Source organism: Streptomyces sp. bgisy130, from assembly GCF_057708345.1.
In genome coordinates, this window is sequence record NZ_JBYISA010000019.1 from 37,816 (window position 1) to 57,661 (window position 19,846).

Consider the following 19,846-nt stretch of genomic DNA (forward strand, 5'->3'; position numbering starts at 1 on the left):
ACCGGTGCGCCACAGGCAGCCAGCCTGTGGCGCACCGCCCTTTGTGCGGGTGGTCGTCAGCCGGCCCGCACACCGGCCGCCGCGGACTCAGACCGTGATGACGAGCTTGCCGCGCACATGCCCCGCCTCGCTCAACTCCTGCGCCGTGGCCGCGTCGGCGAGCGGGAAGGTCTCGACGACCGGCACCACGAGCCTGCCCTCCACGGCGAGGCGGGCGTGCGCAGCCAGGTAGGCGCGGACCTGCTCCGACGGGGTACCGCCCGCGGAGAAGGGCACACCGTGCTCGGCGGAGTTCATATCGGCGATGGTGACGATCCGGTCCGTCGTGCCGCCGCGCAGTGCGATCGAGACCGGCAGCGCGTCCTGGCCGGCCGCGTCGAAGACCGCGTCGACGTCCTGGGGTGCGGCCGCCCGGACCCGGTCGGCGAGCCCCGCCCCGTACGCCACCGGAACCGCACCCAGTGTGCGCAGGAAGTCGTGATTGGCCGGGGACGCCGTACCGACCACCGTGGCGCCCCGGGCCACCGCGAGCTGGACCGCGGCCTGGCCGACTGCGCCCGCCGCCCCGTGCAGCAGCAGGGTCTCGCCCTGCGCCAGGCCCAGCTCGTCGAGGACGCGCTGCGCCGTCTCGCCGGCCACCGGGAGGGCCGCCGCGGCCTCGAAGGAGAGCGCGGCGGGCTTGTGCGCGATGTCTCCCGCGAGGGCGTACTCCGCGTACGCGCCGGTCCTGGTCAGGCCGAAGACCTCGTCACCGACGGCGAACGTGTCTCCCGCGCCCTCACCGAGCGCGTCCACCACCCCGGCGAACTCCAGCCCCGGCACGGCGGGAAACGTCGTCGGATAGAACTGCTCCACCCATCCGTAACGCCGCTTGTAATCCAGCGGATTGACGCCGACCGTCACCACCTTCACCCGTATGTCCCCCGGTCCGGGCACCGGCTTGTCGGTGTCCCCGAGGCCGAGTACCTCGGCGCCGCCGAATGTGTCGTAAAGGATCGCTCGCATAGGGGTCTCCCCGTTCGATGCAGGAAATGCAGTGGAGGCACTGGGCCGATGTCTTCAGCCTCATTCCTGGGGACGGCCACGACGCCGGTCATCCGGCCAGTCCGGCCTGGCCGAAAGACCGGCGCCGGTGCCGGAGTGCCTGGCTACGCTGAGGCTCATGCAGTTGACCGGATCCGTGTCCGCCCTGACCGCCGCATACGAGGTGATCCGCCAGCCACTCGGCGAGATCCTGCCCCGGCTCTCCGCCGTCCTGGCCGAGCCGGTGCCGCACCTGGCGGCCGCTGAACTCTCCACCCATTGCGCGCACTCACCGTTCAAGGCATACGGCGATGCCGAGATCACCGGCCGGCTGTCCACCGCCGATCTGGCGCCGCTGCTCGCCGCCGGTGTCCCCGGCCGCCCCTGGCAGGGCATGCTCACCCTCGCCGACATGGAGCGACAGGCCCTGGTCGTGACGAGCCATGCGACACCCCGCGGCGCCGTCCTGCTGCTGGTACGGGACGCGGCGGCCGTCCCGGTCAACGAGGCCGCAGCCGACCTCGTACAGGCGCTTTGGGACGTGGTCACCAGCCACTTCGACCGCCTGGCGGCGGAGGCCATGCCCGGGGCGCTGGCCCGCTCGCGGACCGCCGCCGGAACCCGGGCCCGAGTGATCGCGGAGCTGGGCGAGTCCTACTCGGCCGCGCTCACCGGGCTGTTGGGCGTGCTGCGCAGCCGCACCCTCGACGACGCGGTGGCCCGCGCCACCGCCACGGATCTGGCCGTTTCCGCGTTGGTGGAGCTGCGTGCGGAGGCGGAACGGGACCAGGAGATCGCCGAGGAGCCGGTCGGACAGGCCTTCGCCCGGCTCGCCGACGCACTGCGGCCGCTCGTCCGCCACAGCCCCGTACGGCTGGAGCTCGGCGCACCCGACTCCTCGCGGACGGTGGCCGCCGACGTGGCGCACACCGCGCGTGCCATCGTCCGGGCGCTGCTGCTGAAGGTCCTGGAACAGGAGGGGGTGACCCGCGTCCACGTCGCCTGGCAGCTCACCGACGACGAGCTGCGCGCGACCGTACGGGACGACGGGCCCGGCACCCTCACGCACGGCGCCCTGGCCCCCGGCGGGGTCGCCGAGCGACTCGATGTGCTGGACGGACGGCTGGACCTCGACGCGGTGCCCGGGTGGGGGACCACGGTGTCGGCGACGATCCCGCTGCGGGTGTTCCAGGACCCGGCACCCGACCCGCTCACCGCACTGGGCGAGCGGGAACTCCAGGTACTGGCCCGGCTCGCGCTCGGGCACCGCAACCGGGCGATCGCCCAGGAACTCCACATCAGCGAGTCGACGGTGAAGTTCCACGTCGCGAAGATCCTCACCAAACTGGGCGTAGAGTCACGGGGTGCGGCGGCGGCGCTCTTCCACGCCGTGGCATAGGGACACCGCCCCGCCCTCGTGCCCGACCGCCCGGCTACCTGCTCCGCGACGGCTCCGGGATCTCCTCGTCGGGCGGTGCCGTCCGGGGCCCGGCGGCCCGGCTGCGACGGGTGAAGAAGTAGCCCGCCGCCAGGATCGCCGCCCATACCGGAGCTACGTACAGCGCGATGCGGGTCTCGGCGTCAAAGGCCAGCAGGACGACCACCAGGCCGAGAAAGGCCAGCACGAAGTAGTTCGACACCGGCGCCAGTGGCATACGGAAGGCGACCGGCCGGAGCCGTCCGGCGCGGACCGCCGCCCGGAAGCGCAGATGTGCCGCGGAGATGATCCCCCAGGTGAACACCGCGGCGACGGTCGCCACGCTCGTGACATACGCGAACGCCTGCTCCGGGACGAAGTAGTTCGCGGCCACCCCCAGCAGCATGACCGCCATGGAGGCGAGGATGCCCGCGGCGGGCACGCCCTGGCGGCTGACCCTCCCGAACGCGGCCGGTGCGTGCCGGTCCCGGGCCAGGGTGTGCAGCATCCGGCCGGTGGAGAACACCCCGCTGTTGCAGGACGACAGGGCCGCGGTGAGCACGACCATGTTCACCACACCGGCCGCCGCGGGGATCCCGACCTTCGCGAAGACCAGCACGAACGGGCTGACGTGCGGATCGAGTTGGTTCCACGGGACCAGCGCCATGACCGCGGTGAGGGCACCCAGGTAGAACAGCCCGATCCGCCAGATCACCCGGCGCACGGCGGTGGGCAGGGTCTTCTCGGGGTCCTTGCTCTCGCCGGCGGTGACCCCGAGCAGTTCGACTCCGACGAAGGCGAACACCACCACTTGGAGGGCGAGCAGCGGCCCGGCCATACCGTGCGGGAAGACGCCACCGTGCGACCAGATATTGCTCAGTGACGCGGTCTCCCCCAGGGGACCGAAGCCGAAGATCAGGATCACGGCGGCCATGACCAGCAGGACGACGATGGTCAGCACCTTGATGATGGCGAACCAGAACTCGAACTCGCCGAACAGCCGGACCGCCGCGAGATTGGCGACGCCCAAAATCGCCAGGGCGATGAGGCCGGGCAGCCACTGGGGCACCGCGGGCCACCAGTAGCGGACGTAGATACCGGCAGCGGTCAGCTCGGCGGTGCCGGTGACGACCCACATCAGCCAGTAGCTCCAGCCGGTGGCGAACCCGGCCCAGCGGCCGATGAACTCCTCCGCGTACGTGGCGAACGAACCGGAAACCGGCCGGTACACCAGGAGTTCACCCAGGGCGCGCATCACGAAGAAGATGGCCACGCCGGCGACCGCATAGGTGAGCAGCAGGCCCGGACCCGCGTTGTGCAGGGCCTCGGCGGAACCGAGGAACAGCCCCACCCCGATGGTCCCGCCGATCGCGATCATCTGGATATGGCGGGAGTGCAGTCCCCGGTGGAGATGCTCGGGACCGGGGTCGCCGGAGCGGGAGTCCTGATCGTCGGCAGGACGCGGCGTGGACGGTGGAAGCCGGTACGTCATGTGAAGGCTCTCTTCGTCGGGGGCGGTCGGATCCAAAGGGCTGGGAGGAGGGGACCTCAGCGGTCGCCGGGGGCCGAGAGGCCCGTGTAGGTGCGCGGTACGCGGGCGCCGATGCGGGTGACGATTTCGTGGGAGATGGTGTGGGCGGCCCGCGCCCAGTCCGCCGCACCGGGCTCCCCGCGGTCACCGGGCCCGAAGAGCACCACCTCGTCCCCGGGCGCGGCGGGGGCGTCGCCGAGATCGACGACGAACTGGTCCATGCACACGGTGCCCGCCACCGTGTGCTGCCGGCCGGCGACAAGGACGGGGCCGGCCTGCGACGCATGCCGGGGCACACCGTCGGCGTAGCCCAGGGGCACCAGCCCGAGGGTCGTCTCACGGGCGGTGCGATAGCGGTGGCCGTACGAGACGCCCTGTCCGGCGGGGACCCGCTTGACGGAGGCGAGGCGGGCGGTGAGGGTCATCGCCGGCCGCAGACCCAGCTCCGCGGACCCGGCCAGGTCCGGCACCGGGCTCAGTCCGTAGACGGCGAGCCCGGGACGGACGAGGTCGAAGTGCGCCTCCGGAAGCGTCAGGGTGGCGGCCGAGTTGGACAGATGCAGGACGTCGGGCGCGAGCCCGGCCCGGCGGGCGATCCCGGCCGCGCTGCGGAAATTCTCCAACTGCCGTGCACAGGAGGGGTGTCCGGGCTCATCGGCCCGCGCCAGATGCGACCACACGCCGACCACCCGGAGGTACCCGGCCGCTTCGGCGGCCGCCGCGCCGTCCACCAGCGCCTGCCAGTCGCCCGCGGCGGCGCCGCTGCGCCCGAGCCCGGTCTCCGCTTCCAGGTGCAGCAGCGCGGGACGGTCCACGGCCCGTGCCGCCCGGACCGCTGCCCGCACCGCCCAGGGGGCACCGGCCGACAGCTCGACGCCCGCGGCCACCGCGGCATTCCAGTCGTCACCGGGGGTCAGCAGCCACGCCAGCAGCCGGCCGGGGACACCGGCCGCGCGCAGCGCCAGTGCCTCCCGCATCCCGGCGACGCCGAGCCAGGTGGCACCGCCCGCGAGCGCCGCGCGGGCGACCGGGACCGCGCCGTGCCCGTAGGCGTCGGCCTTGACCACGGCCATCACCTCGGCGGACCCCGCCGTGTCACACAACCGGCTGACGTTGGCGCGGATCGCCGCGAGGTCAATACGGGCCTGGGCGTGCGGTGTTCCGGAGGGCGCCGGACCCGCGGCCGGGACCGGCCCGGCGGACACCCCCGGAGGGTGCCGGTCCACGACCGCGGTCACCGCCGCTCCGGGTCCGGCTTCGACGCTCTCGGCCTGGCGGGGAATGCCGAACGACATGCCACCGTCCTTCCACGAAATCCATTGCTGCCCGGCGAGCTGCGGGTGGAGCCATGGTTTCGGCGGGGGGACGGCCCGTCATCGTTCGCCCGGCACCGTCTCGGGCCGCTCGGCAGTGGGGCCGGGACAACGGGCGGGGGCGGCGGGGCAGGACGAGGCGTTCGGGAGGACGGCATATGCACATCCCGCCATACGGAGACAGCGGACCGTCAGAGCGACATACCGGGCAGCGGCCCTGGTTCCCTCAGCCGGAAGAACCCACGGCGTCGTCCGGGCCGCCCTCCGCGCCGTACTGGCGGGCGGTGAGCTGGAGCAGCAGAGCGGTACGGACCTCCGGGTCGTCCAGCGGCAGCGCCACGACCTCCTGGAGCCGGCGCATCCGATGCCGGAGCGTGTTGGGGTGGATGTGCAGCCGGGCGGCGGCGGCCCGTGGATCGCCCCGCTCCTGGAGCCAGGCGTACAGCGTCGGCACACAGTTCGTACCGTGCGCACGGTCGTGGTCCACCAGCTGTTGCAGCGGCCCGACGCCCGCTATCCGTGCCGCCGCGGCGGACCGCGCGACATGGCGCAGCACGACCGTGGCCCACACCTCGTCGTGCACGGCCTGGTGGCGCGCGATCAGGCCGGTCCGCAGCAGGTCGAGGGTGTCATCGGCCTGCTCACGCGAGCGCGCCAGCCCGGGGACCGACGCCGCGAGCCCACCGACCGCGATCAGCGGAGCGGGCCCTCCGGTGCTGCCGTGGAGCGTCTCCAGCCACCCGGTTCCGTCGTCGGGGCCGGGCCTGACCCGCTCCGCCGGAACGATCCCGTAGACCACCCCGCCGACGACCGCCGCGGGGGACCGCAGACGACTGCCGCGGAACCGGGACATCCGCTCCCATACGGTCAGCCGCTGCCGCTCCGCCTCCTCGTCGTCCTCGCAGCGCACCCCCACGGCGATCACCCGCCAGGGGCCGGTCGTGAGCCCCAGCCGCCGCGCCGCGTCGGCCGCGCCCTCCTGGCCGTGCAGCACCGTGGCGACCATGTCGGTCAGCACCAGACGCTCCACATCGGCGCCGGCGCGCCGGCGCAGCAGATGCAGCGCCGCCGTCGCGGCCGTGTCCGCGAACGCCTCGGCCCGCTCGGCGGGCACCGGCCCCGGCACGATGGCCCAGATCGAGCCGAGCATTTCCCCGCCGGCATGCACCGGCACGACCAGCCGCGGCTTGGTTCCCTCGACCACCGCGGGGACGTAGATGGGGCCGGTGTCCTGGGCGATCCGGTGGAAGACGCCGTACCGCCGGAACTGGGCGTTGACCTCGTCGGGGACATGCCGACCCATGATCGTGGCGACCCGCGCCTCGTCACCGCGCTCCTGCCGCGCCGAGTAGGCGAGGACCCGGGAGCTGCGGTCCTCTATGGTCACGGGCGCGTCGATCACGGCGGCGATCGCATCGGCCAGACCGAAGAGGTCACCGGCCTCGGCCCCGGCCGTCCCGCTGCCGGAGTCCGCGTACCCCTCGCTGTCGAGCACCGCCCGCAGCAGCGACACGACCTGCGCCCAGCCCGCCTGCTGCTCGACCTGCACCAGCGGGAGTCCGGCCCCGCTCGCGGCCGTGACCACCGTTTCGTCGAGCGCGACCGGGGCCTTGAGCAGCAGCGCACCCGCCGACCGTCCGGCGCACAGGGACAGCAGCCGCAGCGCCTGCGCCCGGTCCGTGAGATTCACTCCGAGGACGACATCGCCCGGACGCAGATCGAAGCCACCGTCCGGTTCGGCGATCACCACATCTCCCACCGGGACCGCGGTGCCTCCCGGGGCGCACACCCCCGACAGCACGGCCGGCCCGATGGAGCTGAGAAGCCGCTGAAGGCTCATCACTGGCATCACCCGCTCACCGTTCCACCCACCATCGTGCCTTACGGAATCCGCACCTCCGCCGGCCGGGCCCGCCCGGCTCTGCATTTCCCGTCGGCGGGAGGTGAACGGCCGCGGGTGTCCGTGCGTATCTCTCCATATCCGTGTCCCCTGAGGCACCGGTCCACGATGTGAGGAGGCAGCATGACTGACCCGGGTATCCCGCAGCTTCAGGCATTGCCGGACGGAGACGCCGAACTCTCGCTGGTGGTGCGTTTGCAGTGGGAGGATGTCGCCGCACTCGGCCAGGACGCCGCCCGGCTGGCTGCCCGGTTCAAGCGCCCGGTGACCCTGGACGAGGCCGCAGGTCATCGCCTGCGGATCCGGCCGCCCGCCGCCCATGCCAAGGCCATGCCACAGGAGCGGGCCCAGCCCGCCGTGGCCTCCACGACGGTGTCGCCGCTGCCCGCCCGCTCCCCGCAGGAACAGGCCCGGCAGGCGATCGAGAAGATCAACGGCTCCACCGGTCATGAGACGGCGTAGCGCGGCGCAGGGCTGAGAGCACGAGGGGGCCCGGCGGGTCCCCCTCGAGGAGGGGTTCGGCGGTGTGGGGCCGCCGGGCCCCTCAAGCGCGCTTCGGGGTCCCGCGGCCCGGTCGGTGGACCGCTCCTGGTGGTGCCGGACCATCGGCTGCGCCGACCGGGCGAAGTACCTCGGCCCAACGGCTCAACCCGGGCGCACAGTGCGTGCCGCCCCGCGCCCACCGGTGATTGTGTGGCGAGCCGGCGCGACCGTCGCGGGGCCCCGCAGAGCCGGGCCGTGCACCGAGGAGGCAGGCAAGCGTGGACGCCGAGGCCGGCGCTCTCCTGAAGGTCCCGAGCAGCGAAGGCACGTAAGGCATGCACACCACGGTCACCCTGCTGGCGGACGCCCCGGCCCAACTGCTCCCGGCCCGGGAGCTGATGGCCTTCACGCTGGCCTCGCACATCATTCTGGTGCCGCTCGGGGTGGCGCTCCCGCTGATCACCCTGGTGATGCACTACCGCGGTCTGCGCCGGAACGATCCCGTCGCGCTGCTCCTCGCCCGGCGCTGGTCGGCGGTGATGGCGGTGCAGTTCGCGGTCGGGGTGGTCACCGGCACCGTGCTGTCCTTCGAGTTCGGACTGCTCTGGCCGGGACTGATGGGCAAGTGGGGCGGCGTCTTCGGCATCGGTTTCGGGGTGGAGGCCTGGGCCTTCTTCCTCGAAGCGGTGCTCATCGCCATCTACCTCTACGGCTGGCGGCGGCTGAAGCCCCGCACTCACTTCCTGCTCGGCCTGCCGCTGCCGGCCGCCGCCCTCCTCGGCGCGTTCGGCATCCTGGCGGCCAACGCATGGATGAACACGCCCCAAGGGTTCACCCTCGACGCCGACGGCACCCCCGAGAACGTCCACATCTGGTCGGCGATTTTCACCCCGATGTTCGGGCCGCAGTACTGGCACTTCGTCGTGGCGATGCTGATCACCGCGGGCTACACCGTCGCCGGGGTCTACGCCGTCGGCTGGCTGCGCGGCCGCCGCGACCGCTACCACCGGCTCGGCTTCACCGTGCCGTTCACCCTCGCCGCGGTGTTCACCCCGGTGCAGTTCGTGCTGGGGGACTCGATCGCCCGGTCGGTCTTCCACAAGCAACCGGTGAAGTTCGCCGCGACGGAACTCGTCTGGCGGACCGACACCCACGTACCCGAGTACATCTTCGGCCGGCTGCACCCGGACGGCAGTGTCTCCGGCGGCATCAAGATCCCTCAATTCGACTCCATCCTGGCCGGGTTCACCCCCGGGACCAAGGTGACCGGGCTGACCTCCGTCCCCGCGGACGACCGGCCGACGGCCACCCAGGCCACCATCGCCCACTGGGCCTTCGACCTCATGGTGGTGATCGGCTCCCTGCTGATCCTGCTCGCCCTCTGGTACGGCTGGTGCCGGCTGCGGCAACACCGGCTGCCCGCCTCACCGTGGTTCTTCCGCGGCGCGGCCTGCGCGGGCGTCGCCTCTGTCGTTGCCGTCGAATGCGGCTGGATCACCGCCGAAGTGGGGCGCCAGCCCTGGATCGTCTACCGGCACATGCGCATCGCCGAGGCGGTGACCGCGACCCGGTCCACCAGCCTCTGGATCATGCTGGGCCTGGTCATCGTGGTGTATGTGTTCATCTTCGGCTCGCTGCTCGCCGTGCTGCTCAAGATGCGGACGGGCTGGCGGCTCGCCGACGCGCGCCGGGCGGTGGGGGAGCGGACCGGGGAACCGGAGACCGACACCCCATACGGGCCCCGCGCGCGGGTAGCGGCCGGTGACCCGCCGCCCGCCGACGGCACCGGGCCCGGACCGGACGAGGGTGGTCGGCCGTGATCGCCGATGTCATCGCCGTGCTGCTGCTGCTCGCCGTGGCCGCCTACGCCTGCGCCGGAGGCACCGACTACGGAGCCGGGTTCTGGGACCTGACGGCCGGTGGCGCCCGGCGCGGCGCGCGGCCCAGGTGGCTGATCGACCACGCCATGGCCCCCGTATGGGAGGTCAACAACGTCTGGCTGGTCTTCGTCTTCGTCATCATGTGGACCGGTTTTCCCACGCTGTTCCAGACGGTGTTCTCCGCCATGTGGCTGCCGCTGGCCCTGGCCGCCATCGGCCTCGTGCTGCGCGGCGCCGGCTTCGCGCTGCGCAAACCCCTCCGCCGGATCGCCGGGCGACGCCTCTACGGCGCGGTCTTCGCCATCTCCTCGCTGCTCACCCCGTTCTTCCTCGGCGCCGCCGTCGGCGGGATCGCCTCGGGCCGGGCGGTACCGGGCACGGAGGCCGCGGCCCACGCCTGGGCCAACCCGACCTCCATCCTCTTCGGACTGATCGCCATCGTGGCGACGGCCTTCCTCGGCGCCGTGTTCCTCGCCGGCGACGCCGCCCGTTACGACGCGCCCGACCTGGTCGGCTACTTCCGGCGGCGGGCCCTGGGCAGCGTCGTCGCCCTCGCCGTCCTCGCGGCCGTCATGCTGACCGTCACCCGGAGCGATGCCCCGCATGTCTGGCACGGGCTCACTCATGGGGTCGGCCTCGGCCTCGTCATCCTGGCCGGAGTCTGTTCCCTCGCCACCGGATGGCTGCTGCTGCGCCGGTCCGGCGTCTGGTCCCGGGTCACCGCCGTCGGCGTGGTCGCGGCGGCGGTCATCGCCTGGGGCGCCGCCCAACGCCCTTACCTCATCCCCACGTCCCTGTCCGTGGCCGAGGGAGCCGGCGACCCCGGCAGCCTGCGCTGGACCGGTCTGGTCACCCTCGTGGCCGTGGTGCTCGTCTTCCCGGCCGTGGCCTTCCTGTACTGGCTGGACACGCACGGCGAACTCGAACCGCTCTCCGACACCGACCTGCGCCGGGCCGAACCGGCTCGCGACGATCCGCCCGAGCTGAACTGACCATGGGGCACCGGCCATTGGGCAACGGTCAGCAGTACCGGCGGAGGGAGCCCTTGGTGCCGGCGGGACGGACCTCGCGGTCGCGCAGGGTGAGGGAGAGCTTCTTGCCCCAGGCGCGGCAGGCGGCGGTGAAGTCCTGCTTCCGGTATTCGATGATGAAGACCCGGTTGGCGTAGGCCGCCGCGAAGTCGGTGCATTCCTTGTAGCGGGTGCACTCCTCGACGACGGCGAAGTCGAAGCCGATACGGCCGCGTTGCGGCAGCAGATCGGCGGTGTTCTTCTGGGCGATGGCCAGCTGCCGCTGGTGGGCGCGGCGGGCCAGGAGCCGGGCGAAGGCCGCGGCGTGCCCGGCGGTGAGCCTGCCGTCGGAGCGCTCGTAGGAGTCGAGGTTGTCGGGTTCCACGGCGTCATAACCGGCCTTGGCGCAGCCGTCGATCCACGGGCCGACGATCTTCATGAGGGCCGCCCGCTTGGCGCCGGTGGAGATGTCGAGCAGCGGCTCGTCCCAGTCCTCGTCGATGACGGGGTCTCCGTGCTCGTCCCGCAGCAGCAGGTCGGGGTGGTCGTCCTCCCAGGAGCCGGTGTCGTCGGGCTGCGCCTGGAAGGCATTCACGTAGCAGACGTTGTAACGGCCGGGCGCCGGCTTGGCCGTGCGGTCGCGGGAGACAGCCCGGACCGTGTCGGGCGGCGGATAGGCGCCGCCTAGCTGATAGTCGAAGACGGCGTTCGCGGTCGGCGGCCGCACCGCGGTGGGCGCGGCGGGGGAGGGCTTCGAGGTCCCGGATCCGGTGGTGTGCGGGAGACGTTCGGGGGAGCATGCCGTGCCCAGCGCCATGATCAGGACGAGGGCGCCGGCGGCGCGGGAGCGTGAAGAGTGCACGGGCGGAGCTTATGCGCGAAACGCGCGTACAACCGGCGGTGAGGGCGCCGGCAGGGCCCGAAGGTGCCTCCCGGTCTGCGGGATCCGAGAGGCACTGTGGTCGGCGGCCGTGATGCGGTTCCGGGCCCGGAGGCAGGGACCGCGCCCCCCGTTCAGCTGCGCGACTTCGCCGTGGTCAGCGCTTGGCCACGAACGCCTGGCCCTTCTTCGCCCCGGACGAGCAGGAGTTCTTCTCCGCGGCGGTCATCTTGCGGGTCTTGACGGTCACCGCATTGCTCTGTCCGTCCGTCCCGTTGGGCGCGGGCCCGGTGACGGTGTCCGGCACGAACCAGTAGTAGTGCCCCCACTTCGGGCTGTCGTAGTGGGTCTGCCAGGTGCCGGAGACGGTCTGCATCACCTGTGCGCGGGAGATCCAGCCGACCTCGCCGGGCTTCACCGTCATGTTCAGCGAGCTGTTCTCGGTGTGCGAGCTCGACCAGGTGTGGCTGTAGGTCGCGGTCACACTGAGGTCGATCAGACCGGCGATCTTGCCGCCGGCGGTGACGGAGACACCCGCCGAGTCCGTGGAGCCCACGGTGTCGGCCCAGCCCATCGACTGAGTGGCGTCCGAGGTGCTGCAGTTGTACAGCGAGTTGGAGACCTGACGGAAGTCTCCGAGGTACGCCTTGCCGAGCGTCGGCTCGTTGAAGCTGCACTTCCCTTCACCGGAAGCGCAGTCGGCTATGAGCTGCTCCCGGGTGGGCTGGTCCTCCGCGGCGGCCGGCACGGCCATCGCGGCGACCAGACCGAGTGACACCGTGGACAGCGCCATCAGCCGGCTGCCGTGGCGGGTCATCCTGCTTTTTCTCATCGTGCTGTTACCTCTCGCCCAGCTTTGTGAAAGCGACGTGCCTGGGTGTGACGTTCGTCGCGTTACGTTTGAGACTGGTGTGAAATCTGCGTCAACTACACCAAGAATTGGCAAAGTTGTAGTTGATGCTGAAACAGACTCTTTAGAGGGGGGAAACGGAGGCGGCATCAGGTCCGTACGCGTGCTCCGTCGAGCACGATGGCAACGGTGCGCGACACAAAGCCCTGCTCAAGCGGGAGTTGGCGCAGGACCACCCGGATCCAGGCGGCCCCGGCCAGCAGGTCCATCAGTAGCGTGGCGTCGGTGTCCGCCGCGAGTTCACCGCGCGCGACGGCGCGATCGAAGACGGGTTGCTCCAGCCTCATCCGGTCTGCGAAGAAGTCCCTTACGTGCACGGCCAGTTCGGGGCTCTGAGTGGCGGCACCCAGCACGGAAACGGCGATGTCGGAGGCCGGTCGCGTGGTGAGGAGGGTCACCACTGTGTGCAGCAGGGCCTCCAGGTCTCCGGTGAGGCTGCCGGTGTCGGGGGCCGTGAAGTCGAGTTGGCGTGCGCCGATGAGCGCGGCGCCCAGGAGTGCTCCCTTGGACGGCCACCAGCGGTAGATCGTGGTCTTGTTGACCCCGGACCGCTGGGCGACCCCCTCGATGGTCAGTCCCTCGTAGCCCTTCTCCGCCAGCAGGTCCAGCGTGGCATCGAAGATCTCCTGCGCCTTCCGTGGGCCGCCGCCGCTGCGCCGTGTTCCGTGCCGCTCCTCGCTCATGAGGGGAGATTAGCATCAAGAACAACGCAACGTTGCGTTGCATTTGAGGTACGGTGCCGGACATGGAGTCCAATGAAGCCGGGCTGCCCATCGTCTTCGTGCACGGCATGCGCGTGAGCGGCACGATGTGGCGACCCGTGATCCAAGCCCTCGATGGGCGTCATCCCATAGCGGCCCCCGACTTGCCCGGCCACGGCACACGGCGCGGGGAACCGTTCAGCATGCCCGGCGCCGTGGACGCGGTCGTCGATGCCGTGGACCAACTCGGCGGCCGTGCACTGGTGGTGGGGCTGTCCCTGGGCGGCTATGTCGCCGTCGCCACCGCCGGCACCCACCCGGACCGTGTCCTCGGCCTGATGGCCATGGGGTGTACGGCGCTGCCGCGCGGGGCGTTCGGCGCCGTCTACCGGGGAGCGGGACGGCTGGCGGCCAAGCACCCCGAGGAGTTCAACCGGTTCAGCGCCCTCGCCTTCCGCCACGCACTGCCCCGGCCCCAGGCGGACGCCATGGTCGCGGGCGGACTGAGCTCCGAGGCCGTGCCGGGCATCATCGAGGCCGTGCGGGAGATGAACACCTTGGCGTCCCTCGCCGGGTATCCGGGCCCGGTCTGGCTGGTGAACGGCGAACGCGACCACTTCCGCCGCCAGGAACACCGCTTCCTCCACGCCTGTCGCGACGGCCGCCTCATCATCCGCCCCAGATGCGGACACCTCACCAGCCTCACCGATACGGCGGCCGTCACCCGGCAGGTGCGCGATGCCGCTGCGGTCGTCGCGGCCCGGACGCAGGGATCGGCGCCCGAAGGGAGCATGCGATGACCGGCCGGGTGTGGAGCGTGGAGGAATCCCTGGAGATCCCGGCCCCGCCACAGGTCGTCTACGCGGCGCTCGCCGACGTCCGGCGGATGGCGGAGTGGAGCCCGGAGGTCATCTGGGTGTGGCCCCGCGGAGGCCGTTTCGTGGGGGTCAACCGCAAGGCGTTCTGGGTCTGGTTCGCCACCTGCCGGATCGTCACCGCCGACCCCGGCCGCGAGTTCGCCTTCGACAACATCACCTTCGGTCTGCCCGTGGCGCGCTGGGGCTACCGGCTGGCCCCGACGGAGCGCGGCACCCTGGTCGCCGAGTACTGGATCGACCACCGCCGCCATGGATGGCGTCGCCGGCTCGCTGAGCTGCTGGGCCTGCTCTTCACCGGGACCCCGCCCGCCCGGCGCGCCGCTCACAACCGCGTCGGCATGCGCACGACGCTGCGTCGGCTGAGCGCCGCATGCGAACGGGCCGACTGAATCAGCTGAATCGGCGGGCCTTCCCGGCGCGTGAAGGGGGGCGGGGGGCAGGTCCCCCGCCCCCCGCAGGAGCGCCGCCAGCGGGTAGGTTAAACAGGTGCAAAACGCCCAACCCCCGGCGTCCGATTCCCCGCCGGAAGAGGCGTTCCAGCCGCAAAGCGCAAGGTCTGTCCCCCCTTCCGCTTCTGCTGCGGGGCGGGGTACTTCTGGGGGCAGTGCGCACTGACCACAGCATTCCGACCCCCACCCTGACCAGGAAGGACGGACCTGTCATGAGTAACGACCTGTCACCCGCGGCGGCACCGGAGGAGGGGACCGGCGAGGGCTGGTACGTCGATGCGCGCTGCACCAACTGTGACGTGGCCCGGCAGATGGCCCCCGATGTCATCCGGGAGCAGGACGGCCGGGCGGAAGTGATCCGGCAGCCACAAAACGAGGCCGAGCAGCGGCAGTTATACGCGGCCGCCTTCGCCTGCCACACCCGGTCCATCCGCCACCCCGCGCACCACCTCACCCCCGGCCTCGACCCCTTCCCGCTGGCCCTCGACGACACCGTCCATCACTGCGGCCACAACTCCCGTCACACGGCAGGAGCCAACGCCTACCTGCTGCGCCGGCCCGACGGCAGCACCATGATGATCGACACCCCGCGATGGAGCGAGGAACTAGCCTCCCGCTACGAGGCGTTGGGGCCCGTCACCGACGTACTGCTCACCCACCGGGACCATGCCGCGCACGGCCGCCGCTACGCCGACCGGTTCGGGGCCCGGCTCTGGATCCACGAGGGCGACCTCGACGCCGCTCCGGACGCGGACCACGTCATCCGGGGCACGGACCCGGTCGAGATCGGCGCGGGGGTCACCGTGTACCCGCTGCCCGGCCATACCCGTGGCAGCGTGCTCTACCTCGCCGATGGGAAGTACTGCTTCAGCGGCGACAGCTTCTACTGGTCGCGTAGCACCGCCGACCTGGAGGTGGCCGCCAGTGTCACCTGGTACTCGATCACGGAGCTGGCCGCTTCCCTGGCCCGTACGGCGCCCCGGCTGCGCTTCGAGTGGGTGCTGCCCGGCCACGGCGACCGCAAGCGGCTCCCGGCCGAGGAGATGACCCGCCGCCTGGAGCAGCTGACGGCCCGCACCCGCACGCTTCAGCCGCAGCCCATCGACTTCACCGCGCTGCGCTGGTGAAGCTCCGGGACGGGGGAACCGGGCGTGGGCGGACCGCCGGGGCGCACGCGCCGGACCGGCGATCCGCCCGTACGGCGCCCCCGTTCACCAGGCCCGGGTGGCCACCACCAGCCGGCACCGGGGGCTGCCGTCGGGGCGGCGGCCGAGCTCCGGGAGGGCCTGAAGCCGCACATCGAAACCGGCCTGGGTCAGCTCCGCGCGGACCTCGGCGAGCCGGAACGTGCGGTAGTACATGACGAATTCCGGGCGCCACAGCGCGTTGCGCACCCGCATCACCGCGTCGAAGGCCAGCAGCATCCAGTAGCCGGCCGACCCCGGCCGGGCCGGCGCCCCGATCGGGAAGACGAACCGGCCGCCGGGGCGCAGCACCGAGTGGACCTGCGCGAACAGCTCCGGCCGCTCCCGGGGCAGGAAGTGCCCGAACGCGCCGAAGCTCACCGCGAGGTCGAAGACCGGCTCGAAGGGGAGGGCCCGTGCGTCCGCGCGCACCCACTCGACCCGGGGCGCGGTCGCGGTCACCCGTTCACGGGTCCGGGCCACGGAGAGCATCCCCGCGCTGATATCGACACCGGTGACCCGCTCCCGGCACACCTGCCGCAGGACATCCATGCCCGCGCCCGTGCCGCAGCACAGATCGAGACCGCTGTCGAACGGTCCGAGCCCGTGCAGCGCCCGTGACACCGGCGTCAGCACTCGGTCCGGGGTCCGGAACGGAGTGTGGTCGAACTTCGGGGCGAGCAGGTCATAGCCTCGCTCGACGGAGGACAGCGCCTGGACGGCGAGTTCACGGAAGGTGGGTCCCTGGGGTGCGAACATCGCCCCCAGCATAGATCCGGTCCACACTTCACCGCATCGGCCGCGCCCCGTGGTGGTACTGTGCCGGAGAGGCGCACTTGTGCTCGCCGTATTTCCGGCGCCGGTGCCTCGTTCTCCCTTGTGGATCGCTTTTCCCTCGCCTTCGTGCCCGTCGTTTCCGGGCCGGCGAGCCAGCATCACTGTGCGGCACCCGTAGTCCAGCGATGCCGCAGCTTCTCTCTCCGGCCGCGGGCCGTCCGGCCCGCCCATGGCGTGATCTCACCGCCCTTCCTTGCCGGTTCCCTCCCATCTGCCGTGTACCGACGTCCCGAGAGGACCCCCGTGACCAGGAGCACTCAACTCCGCACCGCTACCACTGCCCCGTCTTCCACCACTGCCCCCTCTCCCACCACTGCCACCTCCCGCACCACCGCACCGCCCGCTGCCGCGCCCACGAAACCCGTCGTCACGGCGGCGGGGATCCTGGACGTGGGCAACGAACGACAGGAATCCGGCTTCCTTCGAGCGGAGGGCTGCCGTGCCTCGTCCCACGATGTCCGGGTGCCCGCCGCGCTGATCCGGGCAGCGGGCCTGCGCACCGGCGACTTCGTCGTCGGGGTCTGCGACCGGCCACGCTCGCTCGCCCGGGTCGAAACGATCAACGGGCACCGGCCGGGCGCCGTGCGCGGCCGGCCGCACTTCCGCGACCTCACACCGCTGCACCCCCGGCACCGCATCCGCCTGGAAAGCGCCACCGGCGGACCGGCCCCGCGCATCGTCGACCTGCTGACACCGATCGGGAAGGGGCAGCGCGGACTGATCGTGGCACCACCGAAGACCGGGAAGACCGTGCTGCTGCAACAGCTCGCGGCCGCCGTCGCCGAGAATCACCCGGAGTGCCGGCTGATGGTTGTGCTGATCGACGAACGGCCGGAAGAAGTCACCGAGATGCGTCGCTCGGTGCGTGGCGAGGTGCTCGCCTCCACCTTCGACCGCCCGGCCAAGGAACATATCGCCCTCGCCGAACTGGCCGTGGAACGCGCCAAACGACTCGTCGAGCAGGGACAGGACGTGGTCATCCTTCTCGACTCCCTCACCCGGCTGTGCCGGGCCCACAACAACGCCGCCACATCCGGTGGCCGCACGCTGAGCGGAGGCGTCGACGCCGCCGCGCTGCATGGCCCCAAGCGGCTCTTCGGTGCGGCACGGCTCGCCGAGGAGGGCGGTTCGCTGACCCTGCTCGCCACCGCTTTGGTGGAGACCGGATCCCGCGCCGACGACTACTTCTTCGAGGAATTGAAGAGCACCGGAAACATGGAGCTGCGCCTGGACCGGGCGCTCGCGGGCAAGCGGGTCTATCCGGCGGTCAATGCCGTCGGCTCCGGCACCCGCCGGGAGGAACTGCTGCTCACCCCGGCCGAGTTGGTGGCGACCCGCCGCCTGCGCCGTGCCCTCCAGACCGGCGACGGACCGGCGAATATGCAGTCCCTGCTGGAGAAGATCCGGCGCACGCCCGACAACGCGACGCTTCTGCGGCAGCTACAACAGACCGCCCCCGGTGTCTGACCGCCGGGTCTCCGTCTCGTTGCGCTCATGGGAAGTGGCCCCCGGAGAGAGGTCCGAGGGCCACTTCGGCGGGCACCGGCCGGTCGTTGACGTGCCGACGGCCCGCCCGTCCCCGTGTCAGGTGCGGTCCGCGGGCAGCAGATGAACGCCGGTCCGGTCGGTGCTCAGACACAGGGAGCAGACCATCGCGCCGTGGCTGTGGCAGGCGGTGAGATCCGGGCGCTCGAAGTCCTGGCGGCACACATGGCACGGGAACGTCGCCGAGCTGGGGTTGCCGTCCCGGTCCAGCAGCGGAGCGTCGATCCCGTCGGAGGTGCGCCGCAGGTAGAACCTGCCCCGGGTCAGGATCGCCATCAGCGGAGTGACGACGAAGGCGATCACCGCCGCCGCGACCGGGGAGTACGGCTGGAGCGTGTCACCCAGGGCATGGAAGTACATCGCGATCGACAGGCCGGACGCGGCGATGAAGGCCACCACGCCCACGGGGTTGACCGCGTAGAGCATGCCGCGGCGGAACTCCGGGGCGTGCGGGGAGAGTTTCAGCAGGTACTTGTTGACGATGATGTCGGTGGCCACGGTCACGATCCAGGCGATGGCGCAGTTGGAATAGAACCCGAGGAGGGTGTTGAGGAAGCTGAACATGTCCGCTTCCATCAGGATCAGCGCGAAGGCCAGATTGGCGAGCACGAACACCATCCGGCCCGGGTAGCGCTTGGTGACCCGGGTGAACGAGTTCGTCCAGGCCAGCGAACCGGAGTAGGCATTGGTCACGTTGATTTTGATCTGGCTGATCACGACCAGCACCACGGCCAGCGGGACGACCAGCCAGGACGGCATCATCGCGGCGAAGGCGCCGGTGAACTGCTGTATGGGTTCGGTGGCCGAGGCCGGGCCCACCTCGGCGAGGATGTAGACGGCCAGGAAGACCCCGATGGCCTGCTTGAGGGCGCCGAGCACCACCCACCCGGGGCCGGCCATCACCACGGCCGTCCACCAGGTGCGCTTGTTCCGCTCGGTCTTGGGCGGCATGAATCGCAGATAGTCGATCTGCTCACCGATCTGCGCGATCAGCGACAGACACACGCCCGCGCCCAGCAGCACCGAGGCCGTATTGACGCCACCACCGCCCTGCGCGCCCGTATACGAGAGGAAGGTGTGCACCGTACCGGGGTCGGTGGCGACCAGGTACACCAGCGGGCCCACCATCAGCAGCAGCCAGACCGGGGTCGTCCAGACCTGGAGCTTGCTGAGTGCCTTCATCCCGTAGATGACCAGCGGGATCACCATGAGCGTCGAGATCACATAGCCCAGCCACAGCGGCAGACCGAAGCCCAGCTTCAGGCCCTGGGCCATGATCGAGCCTTCGAGGGCGAAGAAGATGAAGGTGAAGCTGGCGAAGATGACGCTCGTCAGCACCGAGCCGTAGTAGCCGAAGCCGGAGCCCCTGGTGATCAGGTCAAGGTCGATGTTGTAGCGCGCCCCGTAGTAGGCGAGCGGGAAGCCCGTGACGAAGATGACCACCGCGGCGACGAGGATCGCGGCCAGCGCGTTCCCGGTGCCATGGGTGAGCCCGATGCCCGCACCGATGGAGAAGTCGGCCATATACGCGATGCCGCCGAGCGCCGTCGTCGCCACCACCATCGGCGTCCACCGGCGGTAACTGCGCGGGGCGAAGCGGAGGGTGTAGTCCTCCAGGGTCTCGTTCGCCGCTCTGTCGGCGGGCGCGGCGGCCTCGGCGGGCGCGGGGGCCTCGGCGGGCGCCTCAGCGCGCGGGGGCCGCGGACCGCTGTCAGGGACAGTCACATGTGGCTCGACATTCATGCCGGACCTCCTGAAGGTGCAAGGGGAATGTGGTGCCCTGCCTCGCCCACGCCAGGGGCGCGTCCGTATCCCGTCCGACGGCAGTGGCGGAGCGGGAGCTTGGTGAGGCGTGGGCACGCGCGCCGACGGGCGATGGGCGCCGTGCACGGCGCGTCCGACCGG

The 19,846-nt window shown here is 71.4% G+C and carries 17 protein-coding genes; 8 read left to right on the plus strand and 9 right to left on the minus strand.

The window, feature by feature from the left end; all coding sequences use genetic code 11:
- Nucleotides 1-87 precede the first annotated feature (87 nt).
- Nucleotides 88-1,005, minus strand: a complete 918-nt coding sequence (locus tag AC3EUV_RS23340; protein WP_435603806.1) for an NADP-dependent oxidoreductase — start codon at nucleotides 1,003-1,005, stop codon at nucleotides 88-90.
- Nucleotides 1,006-1,162: 157 nt separating this feature from the next.
- On the opposite strand from AC3EUV_RS23340, the gene AC3EUV_RS23345 reads away from it, so the two are divergent.
- Nucleotides 1,163-2,422 (plus strand): LuxR C-terminal-related transcriptional regulator, encoded by a 1,260-nt coding sequence (locus AC3EUV_RS23345; protein WP_435603807.1) that lies wholly within the window; start codon nucleotides 1,163-1,165, stop codon nucleotides 2,420-2,422.
- 34 nt (nucleotides 2,423-2,456) lie between these two features.
- Here AC3EUV_RS23345 and AC3EUV_RS23350 read toward each other — a convergent pair whose 3' ends face one another.
- The 3 genes from AC3EUV_RS23350 to AC3EUV_RS23360 form a co-directional block, all read right to left on the minus strand.
- Nucleotides 2,457-3,932 (minus strand): amino acid permease, encoded by a 1,476-nt coding sequence (locus tag AC3EUV_RS23350; RefSeq protein ID WP_432142279.1) that lies wholly within the window; start codon nucleotides 3,930-3,932, stop codon nucleotides 2,457-2,459.
- A gap of 56 nt (nucleotides 3,933-3,988) precedes the next feature.
- A complete protein-coding gene (gene alr, locus AC3EUV_RS23355) occupies nucleotides 3,989-5,266 on the minus strand; it encodes an alanine racemase (RefSeq protein WP_435603808.1) in 1,278 nt (425 codons plus the stop codon).
- A 244-nt stretch (nucleotides 5,267-5,510) separates the two neighbouring features.
- Nucleotides 5,511-7,133, minus strand: a complete 1,623-nt coding sequence (locus AC3EUV_RS23360; RefSeq protein ID WP_432147058.1) for a PucR family transcriptional regulator — start codon at nucleotides 7,131-7,133, stop codon at nucleotides 5,511-5,513.
- A gap of 174 nt (nucleotides 7,134-7,307) precedes the next feature.
- Here AC3EUV_RS23360 and AC3EUV_RS23365 point away from each other — a divergent pair, with 174 nt between their 5' ends.
- From AC3EUV_RS23365 to AC3EUV_RS23375, 3 genes are all read left to right on the plus strand, one after another.
- Nucleotides 7,308-7,646, plus strand: a complete 339-nt coding sequence (locus AC3EUV_RS23365; RefSeq protein WP_387239307.1) for a hypothetical protein — start codon at nucleotides 7,308-7,310, stop codon at nucleotides 7,644-7,646.
- A gap of 356 nt (nucleotides 7,647-8,002) precedes the next feature.
- Nucleotides 8,003-9,487 (plus strand): cytochrome ubiquinol oxidase subunit I, encoded by a 1,485-nt coding sequence (locus tag AC3EUV_RS23370; protein ID WP_432147059.1) that lies wholly within the window; start codon nucleotides 8,003-8,005, stop codon nucleotides 9,485-9,487.
- The gene (locus AC3EUV_RS23375) at nucleotides 9,484-10,539 is read left to right on the plus strand and encodes a cytochrome d ubiquinol oxidase subunit II (protein ID WP_432147060.1); all 1,056 of its coding nucleotides are present in this window, start codon (nucleotides 9,484-9,486) and stop codon (nucleotides 10,537-10,539) included. Before AC3EUV_RS23370 ends, AC3EUV_RS23375 begins: the two co-directional genes overlap by 4 nt.
- Nucleotides 10,540-10,567: 28 nt before the next feature.
- Here the strand turns inward: AC3EUV_RS23375 and AC3EUV_RS23380 are convergent, their stop codons facing one another.
- The 3 genes from AC3EUV_RS23380 to AC3EUV_RS23390 form a co-directional block, all read right to left on the minus strand.
- On the minus strand, nucleotides 10,568-11,374 hold the full coding sequence (locus AC3EUV_RS23380; protein ID WP_432147067.1) for an endo alpha-1,4 polygalactosaminidase: 807 nt from the start codon (nucleotides 11,372-11,374) through the stop codon (nucleotides 10,568-10,570).
- 220 nt (nucleotides 11,375-11,594) lie between these two features.
- Complete coding sequence (locus AC3EUV_RS23385; RefSeq protein ID WP_432147061.1) at nucleotides 11,595-12,269, minus strand: hypothetical protein; 675 nt, start codon at nucleotides 12,267-12,269, stop codon at nucleotides 11,595-11,597.
- A 167-nt stretch (nucleotides 12,270-12,436) separates the two neighbouring features.
- Nucleotides 12,437-13,030 carry a TetR/AcrR family transcriptional regulator gene (locus AC3EUV_RS23390; RefSeq protein WP_435603809.1) on the minus strand — a complete coding sequence of 198 codons (594 nt, stop codon included), beginning with the start codon at nucleotides 13,028-13,030 and terminating at the stop codon, nucleotides 12,437-12,439.
- A 62-nt stretch (nucleotides 13,031-13,092) separates the two neighbouring features.
- Here AC3EUV_RS23390 and AC3EUV_RS23395 point away from each other — a divergent pair, with 62 nt between their 5' ends.
- The 3 genes from AC3EUV_RS23395 to AC3EUV_RS23405 all read left to right on the plus strand — a co-directional run bounded on the left by AC3EUV_RS23395 (nucleotide 13,093) and on the right by AC3EUV_RS23405 (nucleotide 15,502).
- Nucleotides 13,093-13,848 carry an alpha/beta fold hydrolase gene (locus AC3EUV_RS23395; protein ID WP_435603810.1) on the plus strand — a complete coding sequence of 252 codons (756 nt, stop codon included), beginning with the start codon at nucleotides 13,093-13,095 and terminating at the stop codon, nucleotides 13,846-13,848.
- Nucleotides 13,845-14,315: an SRPBCC family protein gene (locus tag AC3EUV_RS23400; RefSeq protein ID WP_435603811.1), complete on the plus strand. Its 471-nt coding sequence runs from the start codon at nucleotides 13,845-13,847 to the stop codon at nucleotides 14,313-14,315. Before AC3EUV_RS23395 ends, AC3EUV_RS23400 begins: the two co-directional genes overlap by 4 nt.
- Nucleotides 14,316-14,587: 272 nt before the next feature.
- Nucleotides 14,588-15,502, plus strand: a complete 915-nt coding sequence (locus AC3EUV_RS23405) for an MBL fold metallo-hydrolase (protein WP_435603812.1) — start codon at nucleotides 14,588-14,590, stop codon at nucleotides 15,500-15,502.
- Between the two features lie 84 nt (nucleotides 15,503-15,586).
- On the opposite strand, the gene AC3EUV_RS23410 is transcribed toward AC3EUV_RS23405, so the two are convergent.
- A complete protein-coding gene (locus AC3EUV_RS23410; RefSeq protein ID WP_432147066.1) occupies nucleotides 15,587-16,318 on the minus strand; it encodes a class I SAM-dependent methyltransferase in 732 nt (243 codons plus the stop codon).
- A gap of 321 nt (nucleotides 16,319-16,639) precedes the next feature.
- Here AC3EUV_RS23410 and rho point away from each other — a divergent pair, with 321 nt between their 5' ends.
- Complete coding sequence (rho, locus tag AC3EUV_RS23415; protein ID WP_435603813.1) at nucleotides 16,640-17,863, plus strand: transcription termination factor Rho; 1,224 nt, start codon at nucleotides 16,640-16,642, stop codon at nucleotides 17,861-17,863.
- 117 nt (nucleotides 17,864-17,980) lie between these two features.
- Here rho and AC3EUV_RS23420 read toward each other — a convergent pair whose 3' ends face one another.
- Nucleotides 17,981-19,684, minus strand: a complete 1,704-nt coding sequence (locus AC3EUV_RS23420) for a purine-cytosine permease family protein (protein ID WP_435603814.1) — start codon at nucleotides 19,682-19,684, stop codon at nucleotides 17,981-17,983.
- Between the last annotated feature and the right edge of the window lie 162 nt (nucleotides 19,685-19,846).

Bases quoted from the DNA above. Each gene is read 5' to 3' on its own strand.
- AC3EUV_RS23340 (WP_435603806.1), bottom strand. From the start codon at position 1,005: ATGCGAGCGATCCTTTACGACACATTCGGCGGCGCCGAGGTACTCGGC.
- AC3EUV_RS23345 (WP_435603807.1), top strand. From the start codon at position 1,163: ATGCAGTTGACCGGATCCGTGTCCGCCCTGACCGCCGCATACGAGGTG.
- AC3EUV_RS23350 (WP_432142279.1), bottom strand. From the start codon at position 3,932: ATGACGTACCGGCTTCCACCGTCCACGCCGCGTCCTGCCGACGATCAG.
- alr (WP_435603808.1), bottom strand. From the start codon at position 5,266: ATGTCGTTCGGCATTCCCCGCCAGGCCGAGAGCGTCGAAGCCGGACCC.
- AC3EUV_RS23360 (WP_432147058.1), bottom strand. From the start codon at position 7,133: ATGCCAGTGATGAGCCTTCAGCGGCTTCTCAGCTCCATCGGGCCGGCC.
- AC3EUV_RS23365 (WP_387239307.1), top strand. From the start codon at position 7,308: ATGACTGACCCGGGTATCCCGCAGCTTCAGGCATTGCCGGACGGAGAC.
- AC3EUV_RS23370 (WP_432147059.1), top strand. From the start codon at position 8,003: ATGCACACCACGGTCACCCTGCTGGCGGACGCCCCGGCCCAACTGCTC.
- AC3EUV_RS23380 (WP_432147067.1), bottom strand. From the start codon at position 11,374: ATGGCGCTGGGCACGGCATGCTCCCCCGAACGTCTCCCGCACACCACC.
- AC3EUV_RS23385 (WP_432147061.1), bottom strand. From the start codon at position 12,269: ATGAGAAAAAGCAGGATGACCCGCCACGGCAGCCGGCTGATGGCGCTG.
- AC3EUV_RS23390 (WP_435603809.1), bottom strand. From the start codon at position 13,030: ATGAGCGAGGAGCGGCACGGAACACGGCGCAGCGGCGGCGGCCCACGG.
- AC3EUV_RS23395 (WP_435603810.1), top strand. From the start codon at position 13,093: ATGGAGTCCAATGAAGCCGGGCTGCCCATCGTCTTCGTGCACGGCATG.
- AC3EUV_RS23400 (WP_435603811.1), top strand. From the start codon at position 13,845: ATGACCGGCCGGGTGTGGAGCGTGGAGGAATCCCTGGAGATCCCGGCC.
- AC3EUV_RS23405 (WP_435603812.1), top strand. From the start codon at position 14,588: ATGAGTAACGACCTGTCACCCGCGGCGGCACCGGAGGAGGGGACCGGC.
- AC3EUV_RS23410 (WP_432147066.1), bottom strand. From the start codon at position 16,318: ATGTTCGCACCCCAGGGACCCACCTTCCGTGAACTCGCCGTCCAGGCG.
- AC3EUV_RS23420 (WP_435603814.1), bottom strand. From the start codon at position 19,684: ATGAATGTCGAGCCACATGTGACTGTCCCTGACAGCGGTCCGCGGCCC.